Genomic DNA, 20530 nt, shown 5'->3' on the forward strand with positions numbered 1-20530 from the left:
GATATGGCTCTGTCGATCCGAAGGCTTGCGTTCCTACGTGGGCTCCTTAGTAGGTGAGATGGGGCCATTCGTCATTTCCGGAGTGACTCTCGTTCATAAGACGGGAGTGCGTTGAAAGTATTCAATCATCAAAGCGACCGGGATGCATCAGTTTTTTCACTGTGATCGAGGTGACGAAAATGGCGGACAAGAGGATCGAGATCGTACCAAAGGGCGAGAGCGGATGGTTTGTGATCAAGGGCATCACCCCCCCTCCGGCGACGAATGGCATCGAGGTGTTTTACGGTCAAAAGAAAGAAATAATCTCCGTAGAGGCTCCGGAGCTATGGACCATTCGTGCACACCTGAATGATGGCTGTGTATACGACTATGATGTGACGAATCTAGCAAAGGCCGGTGGGCCATGGCGTGCGTTGCGAGCTGATCCTGATGCCTATTTTTCTTGTATAGAGGCTCAGCCCAAATGGATAATCTGGCGGGTGTCGGATGATGAACAGCAGTGCCCACGTGTGCCCCTCGAGGTGATTTTACGTGACGGTCAGAGAGTTGAGTGAGGTGAAAGCATGTGTGGAAGTGGTTCCGGCGGAGGAGAGAAAATCGACGCCCGGCCGGTGCTGACGAACACGCAGCCCAGACCCTGCTACCACCGGCTCGCAAAGTTGTTGTGGGCGGAGAGCTGTGGTTCGTGCGAGACCTTCCTTTGGATTTCCGGTACAATCATAAGGGGAAAAGTTGTTTTTCCGTACAGAATTAGCCACCAGATCTGCTATAACCAGGGTTGGCTAATTCTTTTTTATGCACCTTCAAAGGTATCGTCGTAGGGCTCAGCGTCATTTGAACCACGAGGTTGTTGATTGAACTACGAGGTTATTTCTTTTGCTCACGTGGTCTCCGTTCCTTTGGTTACGTGGTTTTGTTCTTTCAGTTACGTGGTGTTTTGCCTTCACCACCGTATTTCAAAGTGAATTTTCAAAAATTCTCTCTCATTTGATCAAAAATCTTTCGAAAAACGTTCTTTCAGTTACGTGGTTCCTTAGACTACGAGGCTTTTGCAACAATGTGCAGTGAAGGTTTGCTTGATTGGTGGGCTGATTGTAGCGCTTTCCGCAAACAAAGACTTGTTTTATCCCATCAACCCTTGGCACTATGTCTCCATCTTGATCATAGGAGGTGGTCATCATGGAGATGCAGAACCAAACTACAATTGGCACAGAGGAGTTAATCACGTGTCAACGCTGTCGGACTGACAAACCACGGAGCGCCTATCGTCAAGTTGCTAACCCGACGATTTGTCTGGAGTGCTATGCGGCAAAGCGGCGGGAGGCACGACATGCCCAGGTGTCTGAAATCATCGAGGAGACAGAGGGGGTGGCGAAACAGCGTGTTGGTGCATATCTGTCCCCTTTGGCGTATGCCACACTAAGGGCGATGTCGCTAAAGTACAAGAGTGACAGCGATGTGATCGAGCAATTGCTGTTAAAGGCCTACGGCACCATGACTCCAGATGAAAAAGCGGTAGTAGCGTATGTGCGGAAGCCGATGTAGAGGCCCCGGTAGGCCTCACAACCCTCATCATCCGGCGATGAGGGTCCTATACATGCCCCTTCAGGACGCATCCGCCCCTTGCGGGGCGTAGGATCATCCAGTCCACCTAGCTCCTGACCTTGTGAAGCGGTGAACCAACGGTGTACGTGTCGAGAATTTGGTCACGATTATGTCCGATAGCTTGTGAGGTGGCTCTCCTCGCATCTCGGATGTTATCGTACTTCTCTACGTTTTCCACCAGTGTATTCTGCGTGTAGTGATGTCGGATCCCGTGGGCCGTCAGATTTGCTCTCTTTTCCCCTTTGCCTCGATCTTTGTCCTGAAAGGCATCTCGGTATCGGTACAGCCAGTTTTGGATGCTCTTGGATACGCTTTTCATGGTTTCTCTCTTGCGATGGTCCACCACAATATAGCCGTTTAGTACTCCATGGGCTGATGCCACTTTGAGCAAGCCTTCAAGAACCTGACGGGCTTCTGGAGTAAGGGGGATATCTCTCGGACGACCATGCTTTTCTTGGCCCCTCCTGACATGGAAAACCCCATCACGAAGAGCTTCCTTGACTTGTTCGACAGTTGTTCTGACGAAGCCGCCGATGCGAAAACCGAGGTGTTGGTCGACCTTGAGAAACTGTTCAACTTTCCACCAGCTCGCCTTTTGGACCGCCAGATTGAGGGCTCGCTCGAGTTCTGCTGGGGACCATGCCCGTTCCACGGCTTCGGTCTGTCGATTTTCCATTTGTTCTCCTTTTTCCGCCAGGTACTGCCGGATGTCATCAATTTCCGGAACGTGGCGATGTCCCGGAAGTTGGCGATCAAGGTATCGGAGGGCATCTATCTCCTTATACATCGAGCTCGTTGAAAGGCCTCGTTCAACCATTCCATCGGCATAACTGAATACGTGTTTCGCATCAAAGTTTTTCAGGCTCTGCAACCGATAGTCGTCCGCCAGGTGGGCGCAGAAACGCCGGAGGCACGCTTCGTAACTCTCTCGTGTATTATGGCCGCCTTGGTTAGCGTGCCGAAACACACTCTCGAGTTGTTGCGAAAGAGACCGGTATATCCCTTCGTTTTGTACGGCATCAACCAATCCTGGATTTTTCATTTGTATCACCTCCTTGACCCAAAATATGTAAAACGAAAAAACCGGTCTATTCCTATCTTTTCATCTCTTTTCCACCCTTTTTCCCGGCCTTTTTTCCGTAGGTTACGTTTTTCATCTTTTCATTCCCTTTTCCTATAAAGGATCTCCCGATTTTGTTCCTTGTTGTTCCCCTACGTTTCCTCCTGCGATAGCTCGCTTCAATCGCTGCATGGTCGACGTAGAGCGTCGACCATTTGCTCTCTCGCTTGCCATAGCAGGAGGAAACGTAGGGGTGTGAAAAGGGTTTGAACCGGTTTCAAAAGGGTTGAAAACAAGTAAAGCAAAAGGTTTGAAAAAGGTGGTACATGGGTTGAGCAGATTACCTATGCGGACTGTCATCCGTGTTGTGCAGCCATGCCCATGGCCGCTGCAACTAGGCTTGTCGGGCTTCTCGCTCGGTTTTAGGTGAGCGATCTGACGCACCAGGCGCTTGGTCTATGACCAGCCCTCCGTTATGGAGCTTTTGCGGCTTTGGGCACCGCCGGGGCTACAAGACCCGTTCGCATTTCTTGCAAGAGGCGTTTATTACCGAGGGGTTCCATCTCTATAAAACGAGGGTTCAATCTCATTTCCAGCCTGTAGACGTGATTCACTCATATGGGTGTGCGATTCACCTTTTCATCTCTCCCTTCATCTCTCCTTTGTTCAACGGTTGCGATCTTATAAACGGTTGCTCTTCCAATGCAAGGCCACCTTCAAACATTTTTTCGGTATCGAGTGACACTTGCAATTTCCGATCAAGGCTCAGTAGGTTTTCCGTCAAGAAGTGGGGCATTGCTTATAACGCAAAATCCGCCCCGGTGCTTGGAACACCGAGACGGATATCATGCCCCCCAGTCAGGCGACGACTGGAGTGATTGCTGAAGTCACTATGCGCAAAGTTATAGTGACTTTGCAAGTGTTAAAAGCACCTCCCTGGAAATCATCCCGATTTCTCAAGTCGCCCGGCTGAGAAGTCGGTTTTTTGTTTGACGAAAGGAGGGTGACGTATGGCCAAGACGGTCGACAACCATCAAAAGCTACGAATGGTAGCGAATCGAACAGCGCTTTGTGTTCGTTCCTCACAATCACTAAGCACACCAGGTCAAAATCCGTCGCTGGCTGAACAGTTGCGGCAGGAGATGGATGGAGCCAAACGTGCTGTGGATCACATCAAAAAACACCACGAGGGTACACAAGGCTGGATCGCATTTTTTCAAAAACTGGACTTCTACGACAGTCAATCTTGGAGTAACCAGATTTTTGTGCGTCTGACACCAGTGTACGAGCGGGTAATATCGTGTGCTGCGTACGAGCTCACAGAAACCGAACAAAATCGCATGGAAGAACTTTCAGAGGAAGAAAAGGTGCAATACTTGGCTGATTTACGGACTATCAAAGCCGAAAAACGCCTTGAGAAACTACGCAAGGATGGCGGCAGCAAGCTCCTCATTCGACCGGTAAAACGCAGCAGACAGTACACCTATCAGCTCAATGAAATAACGGAGGAACTGCTTCTTCAATGGGGGATGAGGGACCTTTACTTCGTCCAAAACCCGAGTTTTGTCGCAGGACGGCGGACGGAGAACACCGTGAAAGAGGTACGCTCGTTGTATGTGGATCTTGACATCTTGGAACTCACCAGCATGACCGTAGCGCAAGCCTGGACTAAGGTGCGAGAGTGCTTTGGTGTTATGGTTCCAACGCCTAACGTAGTGGCCTTCACCGGTGGCGGTATCCACCTGGTGTGGTGGATCAATCCCGTTAGTCACTACAAGGTGGATCTTTGGAAGAAAATTGAGGCTCGGCTTATCGAGATTTTCCAGCCGTATGGCGTCGATACTGGAGTCAGCGATGTTGTGCGTGTTCTGCGGCCAGACGGAAGCTTTAACAGCAAACGTGGGAAGACTACAGAAGTTCTGTATCTTCGGGCAGAGAGATACGATCTCCGCCAATTTGGCGAGCGGGTGATGCCCGACTGGATTCCATTTGAGGAATGGCTGTCAAAACACGAGAATCAGTCCAAGCTGTCGGAGGAGCAGGAAAAGCCGGCTCGGGCGCCGTCCAACGTCGTTCCTTTTACACAGCGTTCGTCGAAAGCTAGTAAAAGGAGAAAAGCTTCTACGGCAAAGAACGAATCCCAGCCTGGTCATGCTGAGGAACCCAACAAAAATGTTGTTGTATCATTTGTTCCACAGGCAAAAAAACGGCTACAAGACCTCGAAACCCTGCGGGAAATGGGTGCCTTCGACGGAGATCGCCGTCGTAGGGCAGTTTTCCTGTACCGAGTCACTGCGCTGTGTGCCTATGAGTCCGAAAAGGCGCTTGAGATGACCCGTTCCTTTAACGAGCGTTTGAAGTCACCCCTAGACGATTACGTCGTCGAATGTGAGACCCGCTATGCAGAGATAAAGCGGTACTGGTACTCCACGGAGAAAATCGTGGACTGGCTGGAAATTACGCCAAAGGAACAGTCCGGCTTGCAAGTTCTTCGTCTTGATTGTGTATCCAAGAGCACTCGTAAACAGAGCAGCATGACTCGTGAGGAGTATGTGGCCACTGCCCAAGAACGCCGCCGACGTATCGCAGAACTCAAGGCACAGGGCCTTAGTAATCGTCGCATAGCAGGCGTCTTGGACTGTTCAGAAGGCGAGATTCGGCGCTTGTTGAAGACGTCAGTGACAGCATTGAACAACACTGCTTCAGGTGTCAACGAAGAGGTGCGTAGGGTTGTATCTATATGTGCCGAGACGGAGGTGGTGTGGAGCTGCACGTGTGTGCGGTGCGAGCGTGTGCGGCATATTTTGAGGGAGGCTGCCCGTTGGTGGTCAAGCTCTCCTCTGCCTGATGACTACGTGGTATTACCGATCGACGAGGGTGCTTACACTGTTGCTCAGGGAACTGAACCCTGTGATTCTGCATCAGTGTTCCTCGTGACGAGACTGTTGCCGCCGGATGCACCCGCTGTGTGCAAGAGGTACGTTGCAATAAAATTGTCGCTGGTTTCTCCACACGATTGGACGATCGAAGAGACCAGAGACTTGTACTTGTCGGTGATAGCCTATGTCGCTCAGGCGTCGAACGAAGAGGCTTCGGCAGGGTAAGGAGTTTTCTTTACAGCTGAACATCAACGAGAAAACGGGTGAAGGAATGGCGTTTTTTGTCCGGATTAGCTTGAAACGCGCGCAGCGCGTTTCAAGTACATAATCGCATTTGCAATTGTTCCAGCCTCCGTAGTTTATCAATGTATGTATTGTAGAATCACTTCGCTTGCTTTAAGCCGTATGCGATCATCATCGCTTTGTAATGCCCTTTCCAACACCCGCTGGGCTTTCTTACGTAATTCCATGTCACTGAGATCCGCCGCTTCAACATATACTCGATCAGCTTGATGACTATGCTTCTCTGCATGTTCAGCAATGAACTTTTCGATGACGTTGAAGGCGAACTTTTTGCGTCCAATTGCCTGCACAAAACCCACAAGAACACTTCTTATTGGGTACTGTGTCATCCATGCCAGAAATTTGTCATTCTCGGCCACGCTCAATGGTCGACCCATGCCTTCTTCGAAAACCTCATGTACGATTCCCCACAGGTCATCCATGATTCGTCCCACCTTGTTTAGGAGATTTTCGTTCATGTTTGCGGATGAACTGTTCGATTGTATCCACTGTCTGTTGAAGATCAGTCTTTACATCATGTTCCCAAACCCTAAGAATGCTCCATCCTTTTGATTCATAATAAGCATTCACCTCCTGGTCACGGGCTTTGTTTCCATGAAGTTTCTGCGACCAGTATTCCATGTTCGTCGCCGGTGCGTTTCCGTGTTGCGGGCATGAGTGCCAAAAGCAGGAGTCGAGAAACACAACCACTTTATATTTTTTCACAGCTATATCCGGTTTACCGGGCAAGTTGCGGACATTTCTTCGAAAACGCAATCCTCGACGCCACAGAGCCGAACAAACCCGATTTTCCATTATAGTGTTCTGCGAACGAATCGCCTGCATGTTTTTTCGTCTTATTTCCGGGGACAAGTTATCCGCCATGAAATTCACCACCCTCCGGATGAAAATAATCCACCAATTTGCTCAGCAAATCACCCCATGGCATGACATGCGGAAACAGAAAACAACATACGATAAGAATGCGATCGCAGTTCAAAAAAATCACGTTTTGGGGTGATAACCCTTGCAAAGCTCAGAAAAACCACAGAGTACCCCAACATCAGATGCGCTTAGAGGGCTCATCGACAAGATCATTGTATATCGGTTTACAAGGAACGTGGACAGGGAACTGAAGGCAAGGAAGATTTCACACAGCGAATTGAGTGAAGCATGCGGGAGAGCTAGAAATTGGTTTAACAATGCATTTAACGGGCTGGAAGACATGAGAGTATCAACGTTTCTCAAATTGTTCGCTGCGGTGTCCAAGCTCAGCGAGGCAAAAATGCAATTCCAATGGAATCCTCCCGCCATAGAGGCATTGTTTGATGGAGATCTGTTCCGCTTAAGTGCGTTGGCGCTCGATCTTAGAACGGATGATATCGAAACATTGGCTGATCTCGATCCAACGCTTGTAGATTTTTTTGTCGGACTGAGAGTTTATGTTGAGGCTCTGAAAGGGGTACAAAAGAAGGCTACTGATGAAGAAATCCATGCGTTTGAGTACGTTCTTGAAACGTTACAGTCCAAGAGGAGATGATGTTATGGCTGATCGCAAAATTTGGTTTATCACCAGGCCTGAAAGAGACCCGAAATTCCATCGGGATGCGCTTCTGGCACTCGCAGAGGCCACAGACGGGTTTCAAGTTAAGTGGTCAGGCAATAGGGCAGTGCACCAGAAATATGAAGAGGCGTTGAACGCCAGGGGAATCAAACGGGAACACATCAGCAATGACGGCTCGGGAGGGAGAACATGGGCGGCCATGCTGAAGACTTTCGCTTATGTGTATACAGACGACGATGGCTATTTGCGTTTAACAAAAGTCGGACAAAAAGTCCTCGACAAGGAAAAGGTACACGACAATGTGACCAAACAGATTCTTACACTTCAGATTCCCAATGCGTACTTCTTGGAGTCAGGGTTCCGACCGCCTTTTGAAAGCGGGTTTCGAATTAGACCTGCTCGGTTTCTTATCAAGTTGACGAACCAAGCTTGTTTGGACTATTTCGTAACAAAGGAAGAAATCACATTTTTTGCGCTGACCGCCAAAACAGACAATGAATTATCTGTGGTCACTGACAAAATCCGTGCATTCAGAAACGCATCTCCTGCTGAGAGAGAACTGATGAAGCAGTCTATTGCTGAAGAATATGACCACCGGGAACGATCCGACAGGGCAGCTCGGGATTATGAAGTTGCTCACGGTGACGTCGCACACACGTTCATGCTTATTTGCGAGTACACGGGCCTTGTTGAATACATCAGGGGAGAAGCCTTAAGGATCAATCCGTCCGACAGTAAACAGGTTTCTGATCTGATGGAGGTTTTTGACCAGCGGTATCCTTTCAACACACGGTATCTGATTTCTTTGCAACGGATGGCCGAGAACAACGGCCTTGATGTCGACAGTTACAAAGCGAGTGCTTACGGCAATGTCAAGCCAGCAACGAATAGGGGGAAGACAGAGAACAAGGTTAGGGCGATGCTTGCGGAGTATCCCGATATAGGCGCACTTACACGTGATGAGATCAAGGCGATTTTGTTGAACGAGCTGCCCGAAAAGGATGCAGAGAAATATACCAATGAAGTCACCCAGGACGTTTCCCATGCATTGAATCAAGATTTTGTCGAGACGTATTTGCACGAACCCGATAACAGGGCATTTGAAGACAAGACCGGTGAGATCTTCAAAGCAATTGGCTTTGACGTAGAGATGCGTCCAAAACCAAATGCGGATGTTGAGACTGAAATAGAAATTCTACTAAAGTACGGTGATCGTGAATGCGGCATCATCGACGCTAAGAATTACAAGAACAAATTCGCCCTTTCGGCGAGCCTGGCATCCCACATGGCCAGTGAATACATTCCAAACTACGATGGATATGATGGCCGAAAAGTGATGTTTTTCGGCTACGTTACAGCAGCGGACTGGAGTGGAGAACGGAATTTAACAAAGATCAGTCAACTGGCCGCCAGAACCATTCGAGGCAGGGAAATCAAAGGAATCATGCTTAGCGCAAGAGTCCTATTGGGGTTCTTGGACTACTGTATGGATAATAATTTGTCAAGGGAACAGCGAATTTCGAAGTTTCTCCGTGCAGTAAGGAACGAGGCGTATTCTACCTTGGGTGAATTTCTCCGGAATTAACAGTGAGGACTCCCGGAAACGGGAGTCCATATCTTATAGCGACAGCACAATTTGTCTCTCCGGTACGAAGTCCTCCGTATTCCACGTGGCATCCGTATATTCGTACTCAACTCCAGCAAAGGTCTTCAAGATGGCTTCAATGATTACCTTCGCACCTTGAGGAGGAACTGCCATACCAACTTGCTGACGGACCTTCTCTTTTCCACCACAGAACACAAAATCGTCCGGGAAAGTCTGAAGTCTCGCCCGTTCTCGATTAGTAAGAGCTCTCGGCTCATCCCAGTGGTAAATATGCGTGCCGCCTCCGCCGCTACCAGTGACTGTGTACGCAGGGGCATCCGGCTCCAGCCTCTTGTATATTTGACTGAGCTTTGCTCCTTTAACATTGAGTCTCAGGTTCTCAGGAATGCCTTCATACCAAGCATTTTCTCCGGGAGGAATATGGTTAAGCAATTCGATCACCTTGGCTGTATGCCGGGTGAATTCGTGGTTTGGCGCATCGTCAGCAATGGGAGGGTCCATCAATGCTTGACGTGCAGTACGATATGGTTTCGAAGTACCAGGTCCATGCGTTGGGGCGGGTACTTTGAACTCAAGGCCAAGATCATCCCGGATCCCGACGATAATAATTCGGTGTCGAGTTTGCGGTACACCGTAATCTTGGAATTTGTAGAGATGGGGGGTGATTCTATATCCCGATTCAATCAAATCAACCAAGATTTGATTGAACGCTTGACCGTCGTTTGCGCTTTGGAGCCCAGACACATTTTCGGCAATAAACCACTTGGGTTGGAAGCGCCGCAACACTTTGACGCCATATGTATACAAAGGGCCGTAATCTCCATCCAATCCCTTATGTTCTCCGACAAGACTGTAGTCGTTGCAAGGAAACCCAAAAGTGAACGCATCGATCCCTTCAAGTTGTTCAATATCAAGTTCTCGTACGTCTCCCAAAATAACTGACTCTGGTCGGTCTGGGCAGATGTTCCGGATATATGTTTCACACGCAGATTCATCAATGTCATTGCTCCATTGATGTTCTACACGGTACTCGGTTCCATGCTTGTCCGTCACTCTGGCAAGTTTGGCAGCAAGTCCAAATCCCCCAGGTCCATTGAAGAATTCGCCCTTTTTGAAGATCATGTCACACCACTCCCAAACGTACGTTCCTTCTAAGTATAATGGACGTCGCAACATTTTGCAGCCCATAAATTGGAAGGCGATGGGGTGGGATGCGAAGAAGGTGAAAATCCCTCACTAGTCTGAGTATGACAAGGGGCTCAACCTGATGTGAAGAAGCCGCAATAGTCAATCTTCCATATATTCATCCCGGTATAAGACCAACCCTAGCCTACTGCATTCGGCTTCGATGTGTGTGATGAGTTCATCCGCTCGAATGTCATCATCCTTGAGAAAGGCAACGTCAGCCTGCTTGAGCAACATCGAGAGATCATCGGGGAGATCTGACTTTTGCAGGCAATATATCCGGTCATCAATTGTATCGTGACGCCTCCTCACCTTTCTCAATAATATTTGAAAACCTGATTTTTTTGCGAGATTTCGGGGCTGAAAGGAAGTAACTGTGCTAGAGTAATGTTATAAAATTCTGATTGGCCGGGGTGATAGTAATGGCTAAGAGCGAGGAAACCATCAAAAGTGAGATCGACGCTCACATTCAGCAGTGCGGGGGTGCATATTCAAATTGGTATGTAGGAATTGCAGCCGATGCCCGAGACAGGTTGTTCTCTGATCATACTGTCGACGAAAAAAAGGACGCCTGGATTTACAGAAATGCGGAGAATTCAACAGTGGCCCGACGAATTGAGAAATACTTCATTGAAACGTTGGGGACAGATGGCGGTCCTGGAGGCGGAAGCGACCAAACCACCTATGTTTACGCATACAAAAAAAACGCTCATACAGAACCGTGAAAGAGCGAGTTGGCCTAGCGTTGTTGGATTGGTAGAATTCGGATATAATAGCGGCAGAATATTTGAAAATCCAGATAAGCAGGGGGCGTCAAAATGGCGGATCATGACCAGAGTCATCATGACCACGATGGAAACATCTTCATAGACAAAAAGCGCTATCCAATTGAAAAGGATGCAATGACAGGTAGTGAACTTAAAAGCTTGGCAGGTATTCCTCAAGACTACGAGTTGTGGCTTGAGGTACACAGCGGAGAGGACGACAAAATTGAGAACACCCAGAGTATCGAATTGAAGTCTGGAATGAAGTTTTTCTCTGTACCACCCGTTATCAATCCTGGGAGCGGTCGGTAGTTTATGCCTCTGCTAGAAGATGATGAGCAGTATTTGACGGAGAAGGGATGGCGTTTTGAGATTCATGAAGAGCCAGAGCGCACCCTGCTTGTGATAAAGGATTACCAATTGCCAAGCAAGTTCACCCTGGATATGACTGACGTCCTCATCATCATTCCGAGACTTTATCCCATGAATCCCCTTGATATGTTCTGGGTACGACCGGAAATTCGGTTGAAAGCATCAGGTGCTTATCCACAGGCAGCCGACTACTTCGAGAACTATCTCGGTGACCGTTGGCAACGATTTTCAAGACACTACCAGTGGCGGCCGAATATTGACAGTTTGGAAAGCCATCTACGGGTCATACAAAATTCTTTGGAACGGGCCTGAAATCACCGGCAGAAGTAGGTTGAGCCCTTTGCGATACTCAATGACTTTTGTATCAGACGATTACGAAAAATTGACAGCCCACCTGTTTGAGGATTCCTCAGTGGAACAGGCGGCGTACTTGTTATGTGGAATTTCGCAAACCCAGTCAGAGATTCGGTTTCTAGTTCGGACCGTGGTCCTAGTTTCCCCCGATACATTGAAAGAACAGAGCGACAAGCATCTGTCTATCCCATCGTCCTCTTTTGTTCCTGTGTTGAAGCAGGCGGCTGACCGCCAAGAGTGTTTTTTCCTTGTGCATTCTCATCCCCCAGGATTTGAGGATTTTTCATCGCAGGATGATCTCGAGGAACCAAAACTCTTTCGTACGGCTTACATTCGTGTTGGCTTCGGCATTCACGGTAGTTTAGTGTTTAGCGGGCGAGATACATTATCAGGACGAGTGTGGATCGACGATGGTGATGAATTGCGACCAATCCCACTCAATTTGATTCGTATCATAGGTCGCAGATACGAGTTTTTGATTCCGGCAAATGGGCCAGCTCCGCAGACCGTAATGCCAAAGAGGTTTTTTGAACGGCAAATACGTGCGTTTGGTAAAGATCTACAGAGGTTGCTTGAGAACCTCCATATCGGAGTCGTTGGGTGTGGCGGTACTGGTTCCGCAGTCCTCGAGCAATTAGCACGTCTTGGCGTAGGTCAGATGACAATCGTCGACCCTGACAAGGTGGAAGACACAAACATAAGCCGGATTCATGGCAGTGGCCTATACGATAAAGGCCGTAGCAAGGTTCAAGTAATGGAAGACATGATCAAGCAGATTGGGTTCGGGACGAGAGTTCATGTCATCGAGAAGAAAGTGATTTACGAGTCAGTCGCTCGTGACCTCCGTAACTGTGACCTTATTTTTGGCTGTACTGATGACCAAGCCGGCCGGATGGTTCTAAATGAGCTATCCATTCATTACTATATCCCTCTCATCGATATGGGGGTTGTGATTGACTCACATTTGGGCTACCTCCGTAGCGTGCTAGGCCGTGTCACGATAGTTCGACCCAAGGCGAATTGCCTACTTTGTAGACAATGGATCAGGATGGATTTGGTAGCTGCTGAACTAATGGCGGCGGAGTTGCGTGAGCAAAGAGTAAAGGAAGGATATGCGCCAGAACTTGAGGAGAAGGATCCAGCAGTCGTGAGCTTTACCACGGCGGTCGCTACTCAAAGTGTTATGGAGATGCTACATCTTATCACTGGGTACATGGGAGACGAGCGTGATGTAAGAGACATTCTTTGGCGCCTGGACTCGACAGCGTACAGCTTTCGTCCCGTCCCAAATTCAGAAGGATGCTCCTGTACCACTTATAAGAAAGTTGGACGGGGTGATCGAAGACAGTTTCTTGGAATGCTCTTCATGGCTGAACCGGAATGTGAGGTGTAGTAAAACGTGTTTGGATGGGCGAAGCAACTATGGAAACTCTTTCGTGGTGAACGGGGAATCGAAATATTTGGAAATATCATTGAAACGGACGAGCAACCGGATCTGATACCTGACGGGACGTTAGTTCTCGTGATGGGCGGTACAAGTCCCAAATGGCTAAAGTTCTCATGTCCATGCGGATGCGGTGCAATACACAGCCTGCCGTTGATGTCGAATCGGCGCCCCCATTGGCAAGTCACATACGAAAACAATGGAACTATATCGGTATATCCTTCCGTTGATGTAGCGGCGCCGGGGTGTGGAGCTCACTTTTGGATAAAGCGGAGCAAGGTAGTATGGGCAGAACTAAAGCCGAACCGTTCTATAAGGAAGAAGAAGTCCGGTCTTCGGTGATTACGATCTAAACAGGTGGATGTTGCCCATATCGTGCCCATATGCTATCCGTGACGGCCCGTGACTAACAGTGAAATGCTACCCCGGAAAACCCTGATTTCTCAGGGATTCCGGGATTGGATGAGACTATCTAAAACCACCCGTGACGTCTCCGACCGAATTCCTAAAGTACATCCGTCACCTTTAGATTGGTACGGTGAACCGTACCACAAGTAAACTGAGGATCAGAGCACTGTGTTGCATGGCTGAATGGACGGTTGTCGCTAAGTTGCGCACATGTCTATGCCATAAACGCACTAACCGATAATCGTTATCCGATTTCGTGATAATTGTACATGCCCTTATAACCAGTATGGATGCCTACAGGCGCTGGGAGCAAACAAAGACCATTTCGAGGTGCGCCTTGTAAACTATGAATACTGTGATGCCAACTCAGCATTTTGGAAATCTAACTGGAAAGAGGGCTTGTAGGTGAGTGTGCTGTGGTTGGGACGTCTGCGGCTATGGTGGTTCTCCTGTGCCATCGTGATCGTAATCGTGTGTGTTTGGAAGGAATGGACGGGTTTAGCGCATATCCACTTCCTGGGCTATGATTATGCGTTTTTTTATACGGCATTCCTGCATGTCATCGAGGGGCACGTGACATGGGCCGCATTATACAGTGGTACTTCGGAGCGTGCATTTCTGCAAACTCACCACTATCCAATGGATATGCACAATCAATATGTCTATCCACCCCAATTTGCTTGGTTATTCTCCTGGCTCGCCTGGTTGCCTTTTGGAGTTTCGCTGGCCGTATGGCGGTTGTTAACGGTTCTATGTGGCGTATTCGGCGTATTTTGGACGGCGAAGCTGTTGTGGGGGAGATTGCGCCGTGGTTATCTGTTGGGTCTCATGGTTGCAGTAATGACTTTGACTCCATTTCAATTGGACCTCGCTGTGGGCAACGTGAATACGGTGCTGTTCGGCTGCTTGTCGCTCGCTTTCTATCTTTTATATCGACGTAAATTAGAGACCGCCGCTGCACTGCCTATAGCCCTGGCTATTTTGATGAAAGTTACCCCCATCGTCATTTTGCTCCCGCTTGCCATGCAGCGAAAATGGAGGACGATATGGTACACAGCTGTGTTCGGTGCTTTGATCATACTGACATCATGGTGCTGGTTGGGACCTGGGAGCACGTTTGGATACGCTATCCACTTCCTACAATTTAGCCACGACAGTATGCAAAATGGGCCGGCACCATACAATCAGTCGCTACTCGGGGTGATGGAACTTTTCCTAGTTCATCTGAAGGGTCTATACCACCAACCTATGCTCCAGTTCACCTTCAATATCTACGCCGTAGCGGTCTTGGCGGCAATTGTGTGGAGGATTCGTCAGGCCAAGCACACCGAGGCTCACGTAAGTGTAGGGCTCACGTCGATGTTACCCATCTCGGTATCGCCGTTGCTTGAACAACCGCATATGGTTTTCACATTACCTGCAATGTTAACCGGACTCTACATGGCAGAACGGATGAACGTCAGTATCAAGTCGCGGTACCTTGCTATCATCGCACTTGCATACGGTCTTCAGACCTTGCCGGTGACGTTCTTGTTCAATGATCTGACCCGGAGAGTACCGTCGCTTTTCTGGTTACACACACAAATGTTTGTGTCTCTCGTTTGCCTTATCGTCATGCTGCTTGTTTTACAACGTCCTAGCACCCTAAAACAATTAGACGTGTCATTATAAGGGGGTGAGTTAACCAGCTTTTATTCAAGAGTGTTTGGTATTGAGTCAATACAGTGGACACTCCAAAACCGAGAATGGATATGGTCATTCTCTGAAGCAGCTGAAAGTACATAGAGCCGAGCGTTTACGTTGTGCCATTTAATTGATCTAAGGGGATAGCCTGACATGCGGTACATACTTTTCGTGATGGATGACATGACCATTCGGTCCGATGCCGAGCTTACGAATGGCACGGCAACCTCGGACGAGAGAGCGGCGATCGACGCCTTCAATGACCGACTAATGGCCGATGGCCACTTGCTTTTCGCCGGCGGTCTCGGATCTCCGAATTCGGCCACTGTGATAGACAACCGCAGTGGAGATGCCGTTGTCATTGACGGGCCATCCTCAGAATCAAAGGAGTATGTCGCTGGAATATGGATCATTGATGCTCCTGATATGAGCGTTGCACTTAGGCTTGCCGCTGATGGATCGAGGGCTTGCAATCGGAAAATTGAAGTACGGCAGTTTCATTCAGCGTGATCGGTATCTAGAGGATTTATTGGTGGAAATACGCGAGGTGATGGCGTTGCTGTCATTTTGATTGGCACTTCGGCGATTCAACATCGTTGTGGGGGAATGACTGTGCGCAGGTCTTCCTGACCGGACAAGAGCGATTTTGTGGGTATACGATTGAAACCACACAAAAAGTGCCGCCTTGCTCCTGGTTCAGAATGCACTGTCGCATACATTCATGAGAGGGAGTATAAGAACGGCATAATTCCATGTGATTTTGGATAGAGATCCTAGGCACGAAGCGAATCCTTGTTCCATTTTTCGGACAGGTGGATAACCTCCTTATAATTCAGGCAGATGGAGGATTGAACCCAGTCTTGGCGTGTGGCCTCAGGGAGCTCGTTTGCCGCTGTTGTCCACGTGTAATCATGTAGAAAACGAACGAAGTTCTCTTGCATATGTGCCCTCCTGTTTCAGAGACATCCTGAAAGCGTTATCGAGATGGTCCGTCAAAGCTGTACGATTGTCAACCACTTAACGTTGCATACAGCCTCAGAGGGCAGTTTTTATCTGCTTTCAACCATTTTAAAATGTAGACTAGCGATGGCTCGTACCATGGTTACCATCATCACCGCAGGTTTATCAACCGTCACGGTTGGAGTGGCTGCCCCGATAAGAGTGGGGCAGCCACGTTGCCAATCACTGATGAAACATGGAGAAATTCGGCGTATGTGTCTGGCCGTAAGCGGGCGTGGATAGCGGGCGCTGGTATGCGGATTGTACTTCCGCGCCCAACCTGTCACACATTTGCTGAATGTGTTGCAGTTGTTGCATGACCATCTGGTGCCCTTGTAACGCCTGTTGGATCATTTGCGCGGCTTGGCGTTCTCGTTGCGCCAGCTGTTCGAGCGTTTGGGCGTTTTGTAGTTCTTGTTGCATCATTTGTTGATACTGCATCGACGCTTGTTGGGTCTGCTGCATCAATTGCTGTACCGTTTGTCGACACTGGTTCAGATAGGTGTGCGTCGTGTTCAGGTTATCCATGCACAAGCCTCCGTTTTACACAAACTTGGTAAACTCAATTCGAAGGCTAGAATGCCCCGTCCAGGGCGGTGTATACCAATTTGCAAGTGCGATCGCGCTTTGTCCCATGCACACCTTTGTAGGCTGTGTAGGGTGGCTCTTGGATGTGTTACCGTCTGGTCTCATCGTGATCGCCTTTAGCACCGCGAAAGCGCACAAGTGCGTATATCCATACAATCAACAGAAACACGACTCCAGAAAAGACGGATACGCGCGTGAGTGGCGATAGGACGATGAACACGAACGTGCCGACGAGCAAGCACATGCCGAGGTAGGACAGAATTGGTCGGCGTAATGTGGAATGTTCTGTGATCGATGCAGATGTCATGGTTACCCTGCGCCCGGTGACATGCAGCAATAGAATGATAAACCAGGTCCACAACGACGCGAATGCGGAGGCACTGGTGATCCATACATAGGCGTAATTTGAGTTTAGGTACGTGATCAGTATGCCAATTCCGATGGCCAGTGACGTCAGCCAGACAGCTACGTGGGGCACGTCTTTTCGGTTCAGGCGCGCCAGTCCACTCGAGAGCTGTCCTTGTCGAGCCATGGCATACAGCATACGACTACCACCATAAAGGCCCGTATTGCAGGACGACAAACCGGAACATACGATGACTAAGTTGACCAGGCCTGCCGCAATCGGGATGCCGGCGCGTGCAAACATCAGGGCGTACGGACTGCCGTTATGGTCAATGAGGTAAGTCCATGGGAAGGCACAAAGCATGACGAACATGGACCCGATATACACCACGAGTACTCGCCAGGTCACGCCGCGAAAGGCGCGTTGCAACGTGCGTTTCGGGTTGGCTGTTTCCGCGGCCTCGACGCCAAGCGTTTCGATACCGCTGTAGGCCTGCACGACGAGCGACAGGGCCATCACGGCTCCCAGCCATCCGTTTGGCAGAAAGCCGCCGTGTGCGTACAGGTTTGCGATACCTAGTGGACCGCCAGTATGCAACCAGGGGGTCGCCATCATGAGTAAACCAAACACGATAAAGACGGCGATGGCCAAGGCCTTCAGCACGGCGAACCAGTATTCGATCTCGCCAAACATGCGCACGATGAGCAGGTTGGATAGCGTAAATAACGCGAGCGCAATCAGACCTGGCAACCAGGCCGGGACATTTGGCGCCCAAAATTGAATTAACTTGCCGATGGCGGCTAACTCCGACATCACGGTCGCCACCCAGTAAAACCACCACATGCCTGCCGTCACAAACCCGAGCCTATCACCCCATCTGCGCTTCGCAAGCATTGCGAACGATCCCGCGGATGGATCGGCAACTGTCATTTCGCCTAAAGCGCGCATCACAATGGCCACCATCACGCCACACAGCACGAAGTCCAGGATCACGGATGGGCCAGCGAGTCGTACGGAGACGGTCGCCCCATAAAAGAGTCCGACACCAATCACGCCGCCAAACGCGAGCATCTGCACGTGACGGGCCGAGAGTGCCCGCCGCAAGTGCCGTTCACTGCGCAATGCGTTTCCAATTTCGTTGTCCATGCCATCACCACCAGGTAGGCTATTACGCTTACCCTATGGCCGAGGCAGGGACATTTGTGTAGGATTCCAGCCTATGGTGAACTTTTCCCACTCTGCAAAAAGTCCCGAAACAAGATGGTCGCCCTCGTTTCAAACGCGGAGCGCCGCGTGACAATCGAGAACCAGCGGGTGATGGGTTCGTGGAGTGCCGGTACGATGCGCAGCGTTCCCCATGCCAGCTCTTTGCGAACGACCCAGCGCGACAACAGTGCAATGCCAAGTCCGGCCTCCACAGATTCTTTAATGATTTGCGTGCTATTGTACTCGGCGACAGACGTGGGAGCGATACCGAGGCGGATAAAGAGCTGATCGACAAATTCCCGCGTGCCTGAGCCAGGTTCGCGAATCATCCAGTTGGCTGCCGCGAGATCAGCCGGGGTGACGTCACCTTCAGGCGGCCACGGCGCGTTCTTCGCGCATACAACGACCAACTCGTCCTCGGCAAAAGGCGTCAGTTCCACGTCATCGTGCACCACATCGCGACCTTCCACCACGCCGATATCGAGATCGCGCACCGCTACGCGATGGGCGATGGTTTGTGTATTTGCGATCTCGACGATAGGTTGAATCATCGGGTACCGCTTGCGAAACGAGGCAATCACATGCGGCAGCACATATTCGCCGTAAGTAAGGCTGGCGCCGATGCGCAGGGAGCCGGATGGCTCCTCTTTGGCTTCCTCTAGCATGCGTTCCATGCGACTGTATAGCGCGAGGATTTCCTTTGCATGTCGATAGACAATCTCGCCGGCAGGATTTAAGCGAATCCTTCGCCGTTCGCGATCGAGCAGGCGGACATCGAGTCGCTGTTCGAGCGCTTGAATGTGTTGGCTGATGGCCGGTTGGCTAATGTGCAATTTCTTTGCGGCATGTGTGAAACTTTGTTCTTCCACGACGGTGACAAACACGCGAAGTTGCCAATCCACGCAATGCCCCCCTTGTGACATAAAGATAATGAATTCCTTATCACCTATATTGACATTATCTATTTTACCTAATCGTTAACAAGACATACCATAAAGACGATTAGCACAGAAGGGGGTAGACCTGTATGCGCGTCGTTCGACAATTCGGGTTAAATTGGTTCACAACGGTAATGGGCATTGGCATTGTTGCTGCTCTGACATACACGTCACCCATAACCATCCCATTGCAACATGTGGTGGGCGTCACTCTGTTTGCGGCGTTGAATGTGGTGTTTATATCTGCATTTGTCATGTGGCTCTTGCGCTGGGTGCTCGCAACGGAAACTGCGGTGGACGACTTCCGTAAACCTGGGAGAGCGCTTTTTTATGGTGCATTCGCCATGGGATTAAACGTGGTAGGGAACGATTACTTTTTGATTGGAACCCACCTCTTGCCACGCTTACTGGCAATTCACATCAGTATCGGCATCTGGCTGGCTGGCACATTGGCGTCGCTGTTCACGGTCATTGTTGTTCCATACCTTTTGTTTGCCGAACATCGCGTCGAACGCGAAGAGACGGTAGCCTCATGGCTCATTCCGTTGGTGCCACCGATTGTTGCGGCGGCTACTGGAACCAATCTCCTTCCATACGTGGGTGGAAGCGCAGTGCAGTTTGCCATGTTGGCTGTTATCGTTGCCATGTTCGGCGTGACCTTCTTTCTATTTATTCTGATGAGCACCTTGGTCTATGCGCGTTTGGTATATCATCGCCGTCTGAGTGGCCAGGAGGCACCGAGCCTATGGGTGGAAATTGGGCCTATTGGCATGTCGATGGGGACGATGTGCGGCTTGCCTATTCAGGCAAATCATCTGTTTGGGGCGTATGCAAACGCCTTGCATGCATTTGCCGAGGTGTTTGCGATGGCCATGTGGGGCATTGGCGTTTGGTGGATTCTCATATCGACAATGCATACGCTCTTGCACGTGACTCGTCGCGGAGATGGACTGCCGTTTCACCTTGGCTGGTGGAGCTACGTATTTCCGATTGGCAGTTTTACGAGTGGAACCTATGCCCTTGACCACCTTATGGGACATTCGTTTTTTGCGATAGCGGGGGTCGTCCAGCTTGCCATCTTGTGGGTGTGTTTTACAGTTGTCTTTGTGCGTACAACGATGGGAATCGTCAAAGGGGAACTCATGACATGGCGAGCGGTGCACCAGTTGGAGGGCAGTGAGCATGTTTGCGCGCAGGCCAAGCGAGCGTAACGGTAAGATGGGGTGTAAACGGTAAGATGGGGTGTA

At 49.8% G+C, this 20530-nt stretch carries 19 protein-coding genes; 12 read left to right on the plus strand and 7 right to left on the minus strand.

Annotation, left to right across the window (positions count from 1 at the left end):
- Nucleotides 1-179: 179 nt before the first annotated feature.
- Both BLU70_RS11930 and BLU70_RS11935 read left to right on the plus strand, forming a co-directional pair.
- The gene (locus tag BLU70_RS11930) at nucleotides 180-554 is read left to right on the plus strand and encodes a hypothetical protein (RefSeq protein WP_074693600.1); all 375 of its coding nucleotides are present in this window, start codon (nucleotides 180-182) and stop codon (nucleotides 552-554) included.
- Nucleotides 555-1179: 625 nt separating this feature from the next.
- A complete protein-coding gene (locus tag BLU70_RS11935; protein ID WP_074693601.1) occupies nucleotides 1180-1545 on the plus strand; it encodes a hypothetical protein in 366 nt (121 codons plus the stop codon).
- Nucleotides 1546-1651: 106 nt separating this feature from the next.
- Here BLU70_RS11935 and BLU70_RS11940 read toward each other — a convergent pair whose 3' ends face one another.
- On the minus strand, nucleotides 1652-2647 hold the full coding sequence (locus tag BLU70_RS11940; RefSeq protein WP_074693602.1) for a site-specific integrase: 996 nt from the start codon (nucleotides 2645-2647) through the stop codon (nucleotides 1652-1654).
- A gap of 1181 nt (nucleotides 2648-3828) precedes the next feature.
- On the opposite strand from BLU70_RS11940, the gene BLU70_RS11945 reads away from it, so the two are divergent.
- A complete protein-coding gene (locus BLU70_RS11945) occupies nucleotides 3829-5769 on the plus strand; it encodes a helix-turn-helix domain-containing protein (RefSeq protein WP_143027535.1) in 1941 nt (646 codons plus the stop codon).
- Between the two features lie 137 nt (nucleotides 5770-5906).
- Here BLU70_RS11945 and BLU70_RS11950 read toward each other — a convergent pair whose 3' ends face one another.
- Together BLU70_RS11950 and BLU70_RS11955 are read right to left on the minus strand one after the other, a co-directional pair.
- A complete protein-coding gene (locus BLU70_RS11950) occupies nucleotides 5907-6269 on the minus strand; it encodes a hypothetical protein (RefSeq protein WP_074693604.1) in 363 nt (120 codons plus the stop codon).
- A complete protein-coding gene (locus BLU70_RS11955) occupies nucleotides 6262-6711 on the minus strand; it encodes a very short patch repair endonuclease (protein ID WP_074693605.1) in 450 nt (149 codons plus the stop codon). The genes BLU70_RS11950 and BLU70_RS11955 overlap by 8 nt, the downstream gene beginning before the upstream one ends.
- Nucleotides 6712-6853: 142 nt before the next feature.
- Between BLU70_RS11955 and BLU70_RS11960 the strand changes: the two genes are divergently transcribed.
- The gene (locus tag BLU70_RS11960) at nucleotides 6854-7366 is read left to right on the plus strand and encodes a hypothetical protein (RefSeq protein WP_074693606.1); all 513 of its coding nucleotides are present in this window, start codon (nucleotides 6854-6856) and stop codon (nucleotides 7364-7366) included.
- A gap of 4 nt (nucleotides 7367-7370) precedes the next feature.
- Nucleotides 7371-8975 carry an AlwI family type II restriction endonuclease gene (locus BLU70_RS11965; protein WP_074693607.1) on the plus strand — a complete coding sequence of 535 codons (1605 nt, stop codon included), beginning with the start codon at nucleotides 7371-7373 and terminating at the stop codon, nucleotides 8973-8975.
- Between the two features lie 33 nt (nucleotides 8976-9008).
- On the opposite strand, the gene BLU70_RS11970 is transcribed toward BLU70_RS11965, so the two are convergent.
- Nucleotides 9009-10118 (minus strand): DNA cytosine methyltransferase, encoded by a 1110-nt coding sequence (locus BLU70_RS11970; protein ID WP_074693608.1) that lies wholly within the window; start codon nucleotides 10116-10118, stop codon nucleotides 9009-9011.
- An 881-nt stretch (nucleotides 10119-10999) separates the two neighbouring features.
- Here BLU70_RS11970 and BLU70_RS11985 point away from each other — a divergent pair.
- The 6 genes from BLU70_RS11985 to BLU70_RS12005 all read left to right on the plus strand — a co-directional run bounded on the left by BLU70_RS11985 (nucleotide 11000) and on the right by BLU70_RS12005 (nucleotide 15716).
- On the plus strand, nucleotides 11000-11257 hold the full coding sequence (locus BLU70_RS11985; RefSeq protein WP_074693611.1) for a multiubiquitin domain-containing protein: 258 nt from the start codon (nucleotides 11000-11002) through the stop codon (nucleotides 11255-11257).
- A 3-nt stretch (nucleotides 11258-11260) separates the two neighbouring features.
- Nucleotides 11261-11629, plus strand: coding sequence for an E2/UBC family protein (locus BLU70_RS11990; RefSeq protein ID WP_074693612.1), 369 nt, complete (start codon nucleotides 11261-11263; stop codon nucleotides 11627-11629).
- A 28-nt stretch (nucleotides 11630-11657) separates the two neighbouring features.
- On the plus strand, nucleotides 11658-13064 hold the full coding sequence (locus BLU70_RS11995; protein ID WP_074693613.1) for a HesA/MoeB/ThiF family protein: 1407 nt from the start codon (nucleotides 11658-11660) through the stop codon (nucleotides 13062-13064).
- A gap of 6 nt (nucleotides 13065-13070) precedes the next feature.
- The gene (locus BLU70_RS14995) at nucleotides 13071-13457 is read left to right on the plus strand and encodes a ubiquitination-like system serine protease family protein (protein WP_476774931.1); all 387 of its coding nucleotides are present in this window, start codon (nucleotides 13071-13073) and stop codon (nucleotides 13455-13457) included.
- A gap of 471 nt (nucleotides 13458-13928) precedes the next feature.
- Nucleotides 13929-15194, plus strand: coding sequence for a glycosyltransferase family 87 protein (locus BLU70_RS12000; RefSeq protein WP_074693614.1), 1266 nt, complete (start codon nucleotides 13929-13931; stop codon nucleotides 15192-15194).
- 165 nt (nucleotides 15195-15359) lie between these two features.
- A complete protein-coding gene (locus BLU70_RS12005) occupies nucleotides 15360-15716 on the plus strand; it encodes a YciI family protein (RefSeq protein WP_074693615.1) in 357 nt (118 codons plus the stop codon).
- Between the two features lie 672 nt (nucleotides 15717-16388).
- Here BLU70_RS12005 and BLU70_RS12010 read toward each other — a convergent pair.
- From BLU70_RS12010 to BLU70_RS12020, 3 genes are all read right to left on the minus strand, one after another.
- On the minus strand, nucleotides 16389-16733 hold the full coding sequence (locus tag BLU70_RS12010; protein WP_074693616.1) for an AMP-dependent synthetase and ligase: 345 nt from the start codon (nucleotides 16731-16733) through the stop codon (nucleotides 16389-16391).
- A gap of 148 nt (nucleotides 16734-16881) precedes the next feature.
- Nucleotides 16882-18285, minus strand: coding sequence for an amino acid permease (locus tag BLU70_RS12015; RefSeq protein ID WP_074693617.1), 1404 nt, complete (start codon nucleotides 18283-18285; stop codon nucleotides 16882-16884).
- 71 nt (nucleotides 18286-18356) lie between these two features.
- Nucleotides 18357-19247: a LysR family transcriptional regulator gene (locus BLU70_RS12020; protein WP_074693618.1), complete on the minus strand. Its 891-nt coding sequence runs from the start codon at nucleotides 19245-19247 to the stop codon at nucleotides 18357-18359.
- 125 nt (nucleotides 19248-19372) lie between these two features.
- Here BLU70_RS12020 and BLU70_RS12025 point away from each other — a divergent pair, with 125 nt between their 5' ends.
- Complete coding sequence (locus tag BLU70_RS12025; RefSeq protein ID WP_074693619.1) at nucleotides 19373-20494, plus strand: TDT family transporter; 1122 nt, start codon at nucleotides 19373-19375, stop codon at nucleotides 20492-20494.
- Nucleotides 20495-20530: the final 36 nt, after the last annotated feature.

The sequence above is a fragment of the Alicyclobacillus hesperidum genome (assembly GCF_900107035.1).
In the GTDB taxonomy this organism is placed as follows: Bacteria; Bacillota; Bacilli; order Alicyclobacillales; family Alicyclobacillaceae; genus Alicyclobacillus; species Alicyclobacillus hesperidum.

What these genes read in the sequence shown, in the direction of transcription:
- BLU70_RS11930 (WP_074693600.1), top strand. Translation starts at nt 180, where the DNA reads ATGGCGGACAAGAGGATCGAGATCGTACCAAAGGGCGAGAGCGGATGG.
- BLU70_RS11935 (WP_074693601.1), top strand. Translation starts at nt 1,180, where the DNA reads ATGGAGATGCAGAACCAAACTACAATTGGCACAGAGGAGTTAATCACG.
- BLU70_RS11940 (WP_074693602.1), bottom strand. Translation starts at nt 2,647, where the DNA reads ATGAAAAATCCAGGATTGGTTGATGCCGTACAAAACGAAGGGATATAC.
- BLU70_RS11950 (WP_074693604.1), bottom strand. Translation starts at nt 6,269, where the DNA reads ATGGATGACCTGTGGGGAATCGTACATGAGGTTTTCGAAGAAGGCATG.
- BLU70_RS11955 (WP_074693605.1), bottom strand. Translation starts at nt 6,711, where the DNA reads ATGGCGGATAACTTGTCCCCGGAAATAAGACGAAAAAACATGCAGGCG.
- BLU70_RS11965 (WP_074693607.1), top strand. Translation starts at nt 7,371, where the DNA reads ATGGCTGATCGCAAAATTTGGTTTATCACCAGGCCTGAAAGAGACCCG.
- BLU70_RS11970 (WP_074693608.1), bottom strand. Translation starts at nt 10,118, where the DNA reads ATGATCTTCAAAAAGGGCGAATTCTTCAATGGACCTGGGGGATTTGGA.
- BLU70_RS11985 (WP_074693611.1), top strand. Translation starts at nt 11,000, where the DNA reads ATGGCGGATCATGACCAGAGTCATCATGACCACGATGGAAACATCTTC.
- BLU70_RS11990 (WP_074693612.1), top strand. Translation starts at nt 11,261, where the DNA reads ATGCCTCTGCTAGAAGATGATGAGCAGTATTTGACGGAGAAGGGATGG.
- BLU70_RS12005 (WP_074693615.1), top strand. Translation starts at nt 15,360, where the DNA reads ATGCGGTACATACTTTTCGTGATGGATGACATGACCATTCGGTCCGAT.
- BLU70_RS12010 (WP_074693616.1), bottom strand. Translation starts at nt 16,733, where the DNA reads ATGGATAACCTGAACACGACGCACACCTATCTGAACCAGTGTCGACAA.
- BLU70_RS12015 (WP_074693617.1), bottom strand. Translation starts at nt 18,285, where the DNA reads ATGGACAACGAAATTGGAAACGCATTGCGCAGTGAACGGCACTTGCGG.
- BLU70_RS12025 (WP_074693619.1), top strand. Translation starts at nt 19,373, where the DNA reads ATGCGCGTCGTTCGACAATTCGGGTTAAATTGGTTCACAACGGTAATG.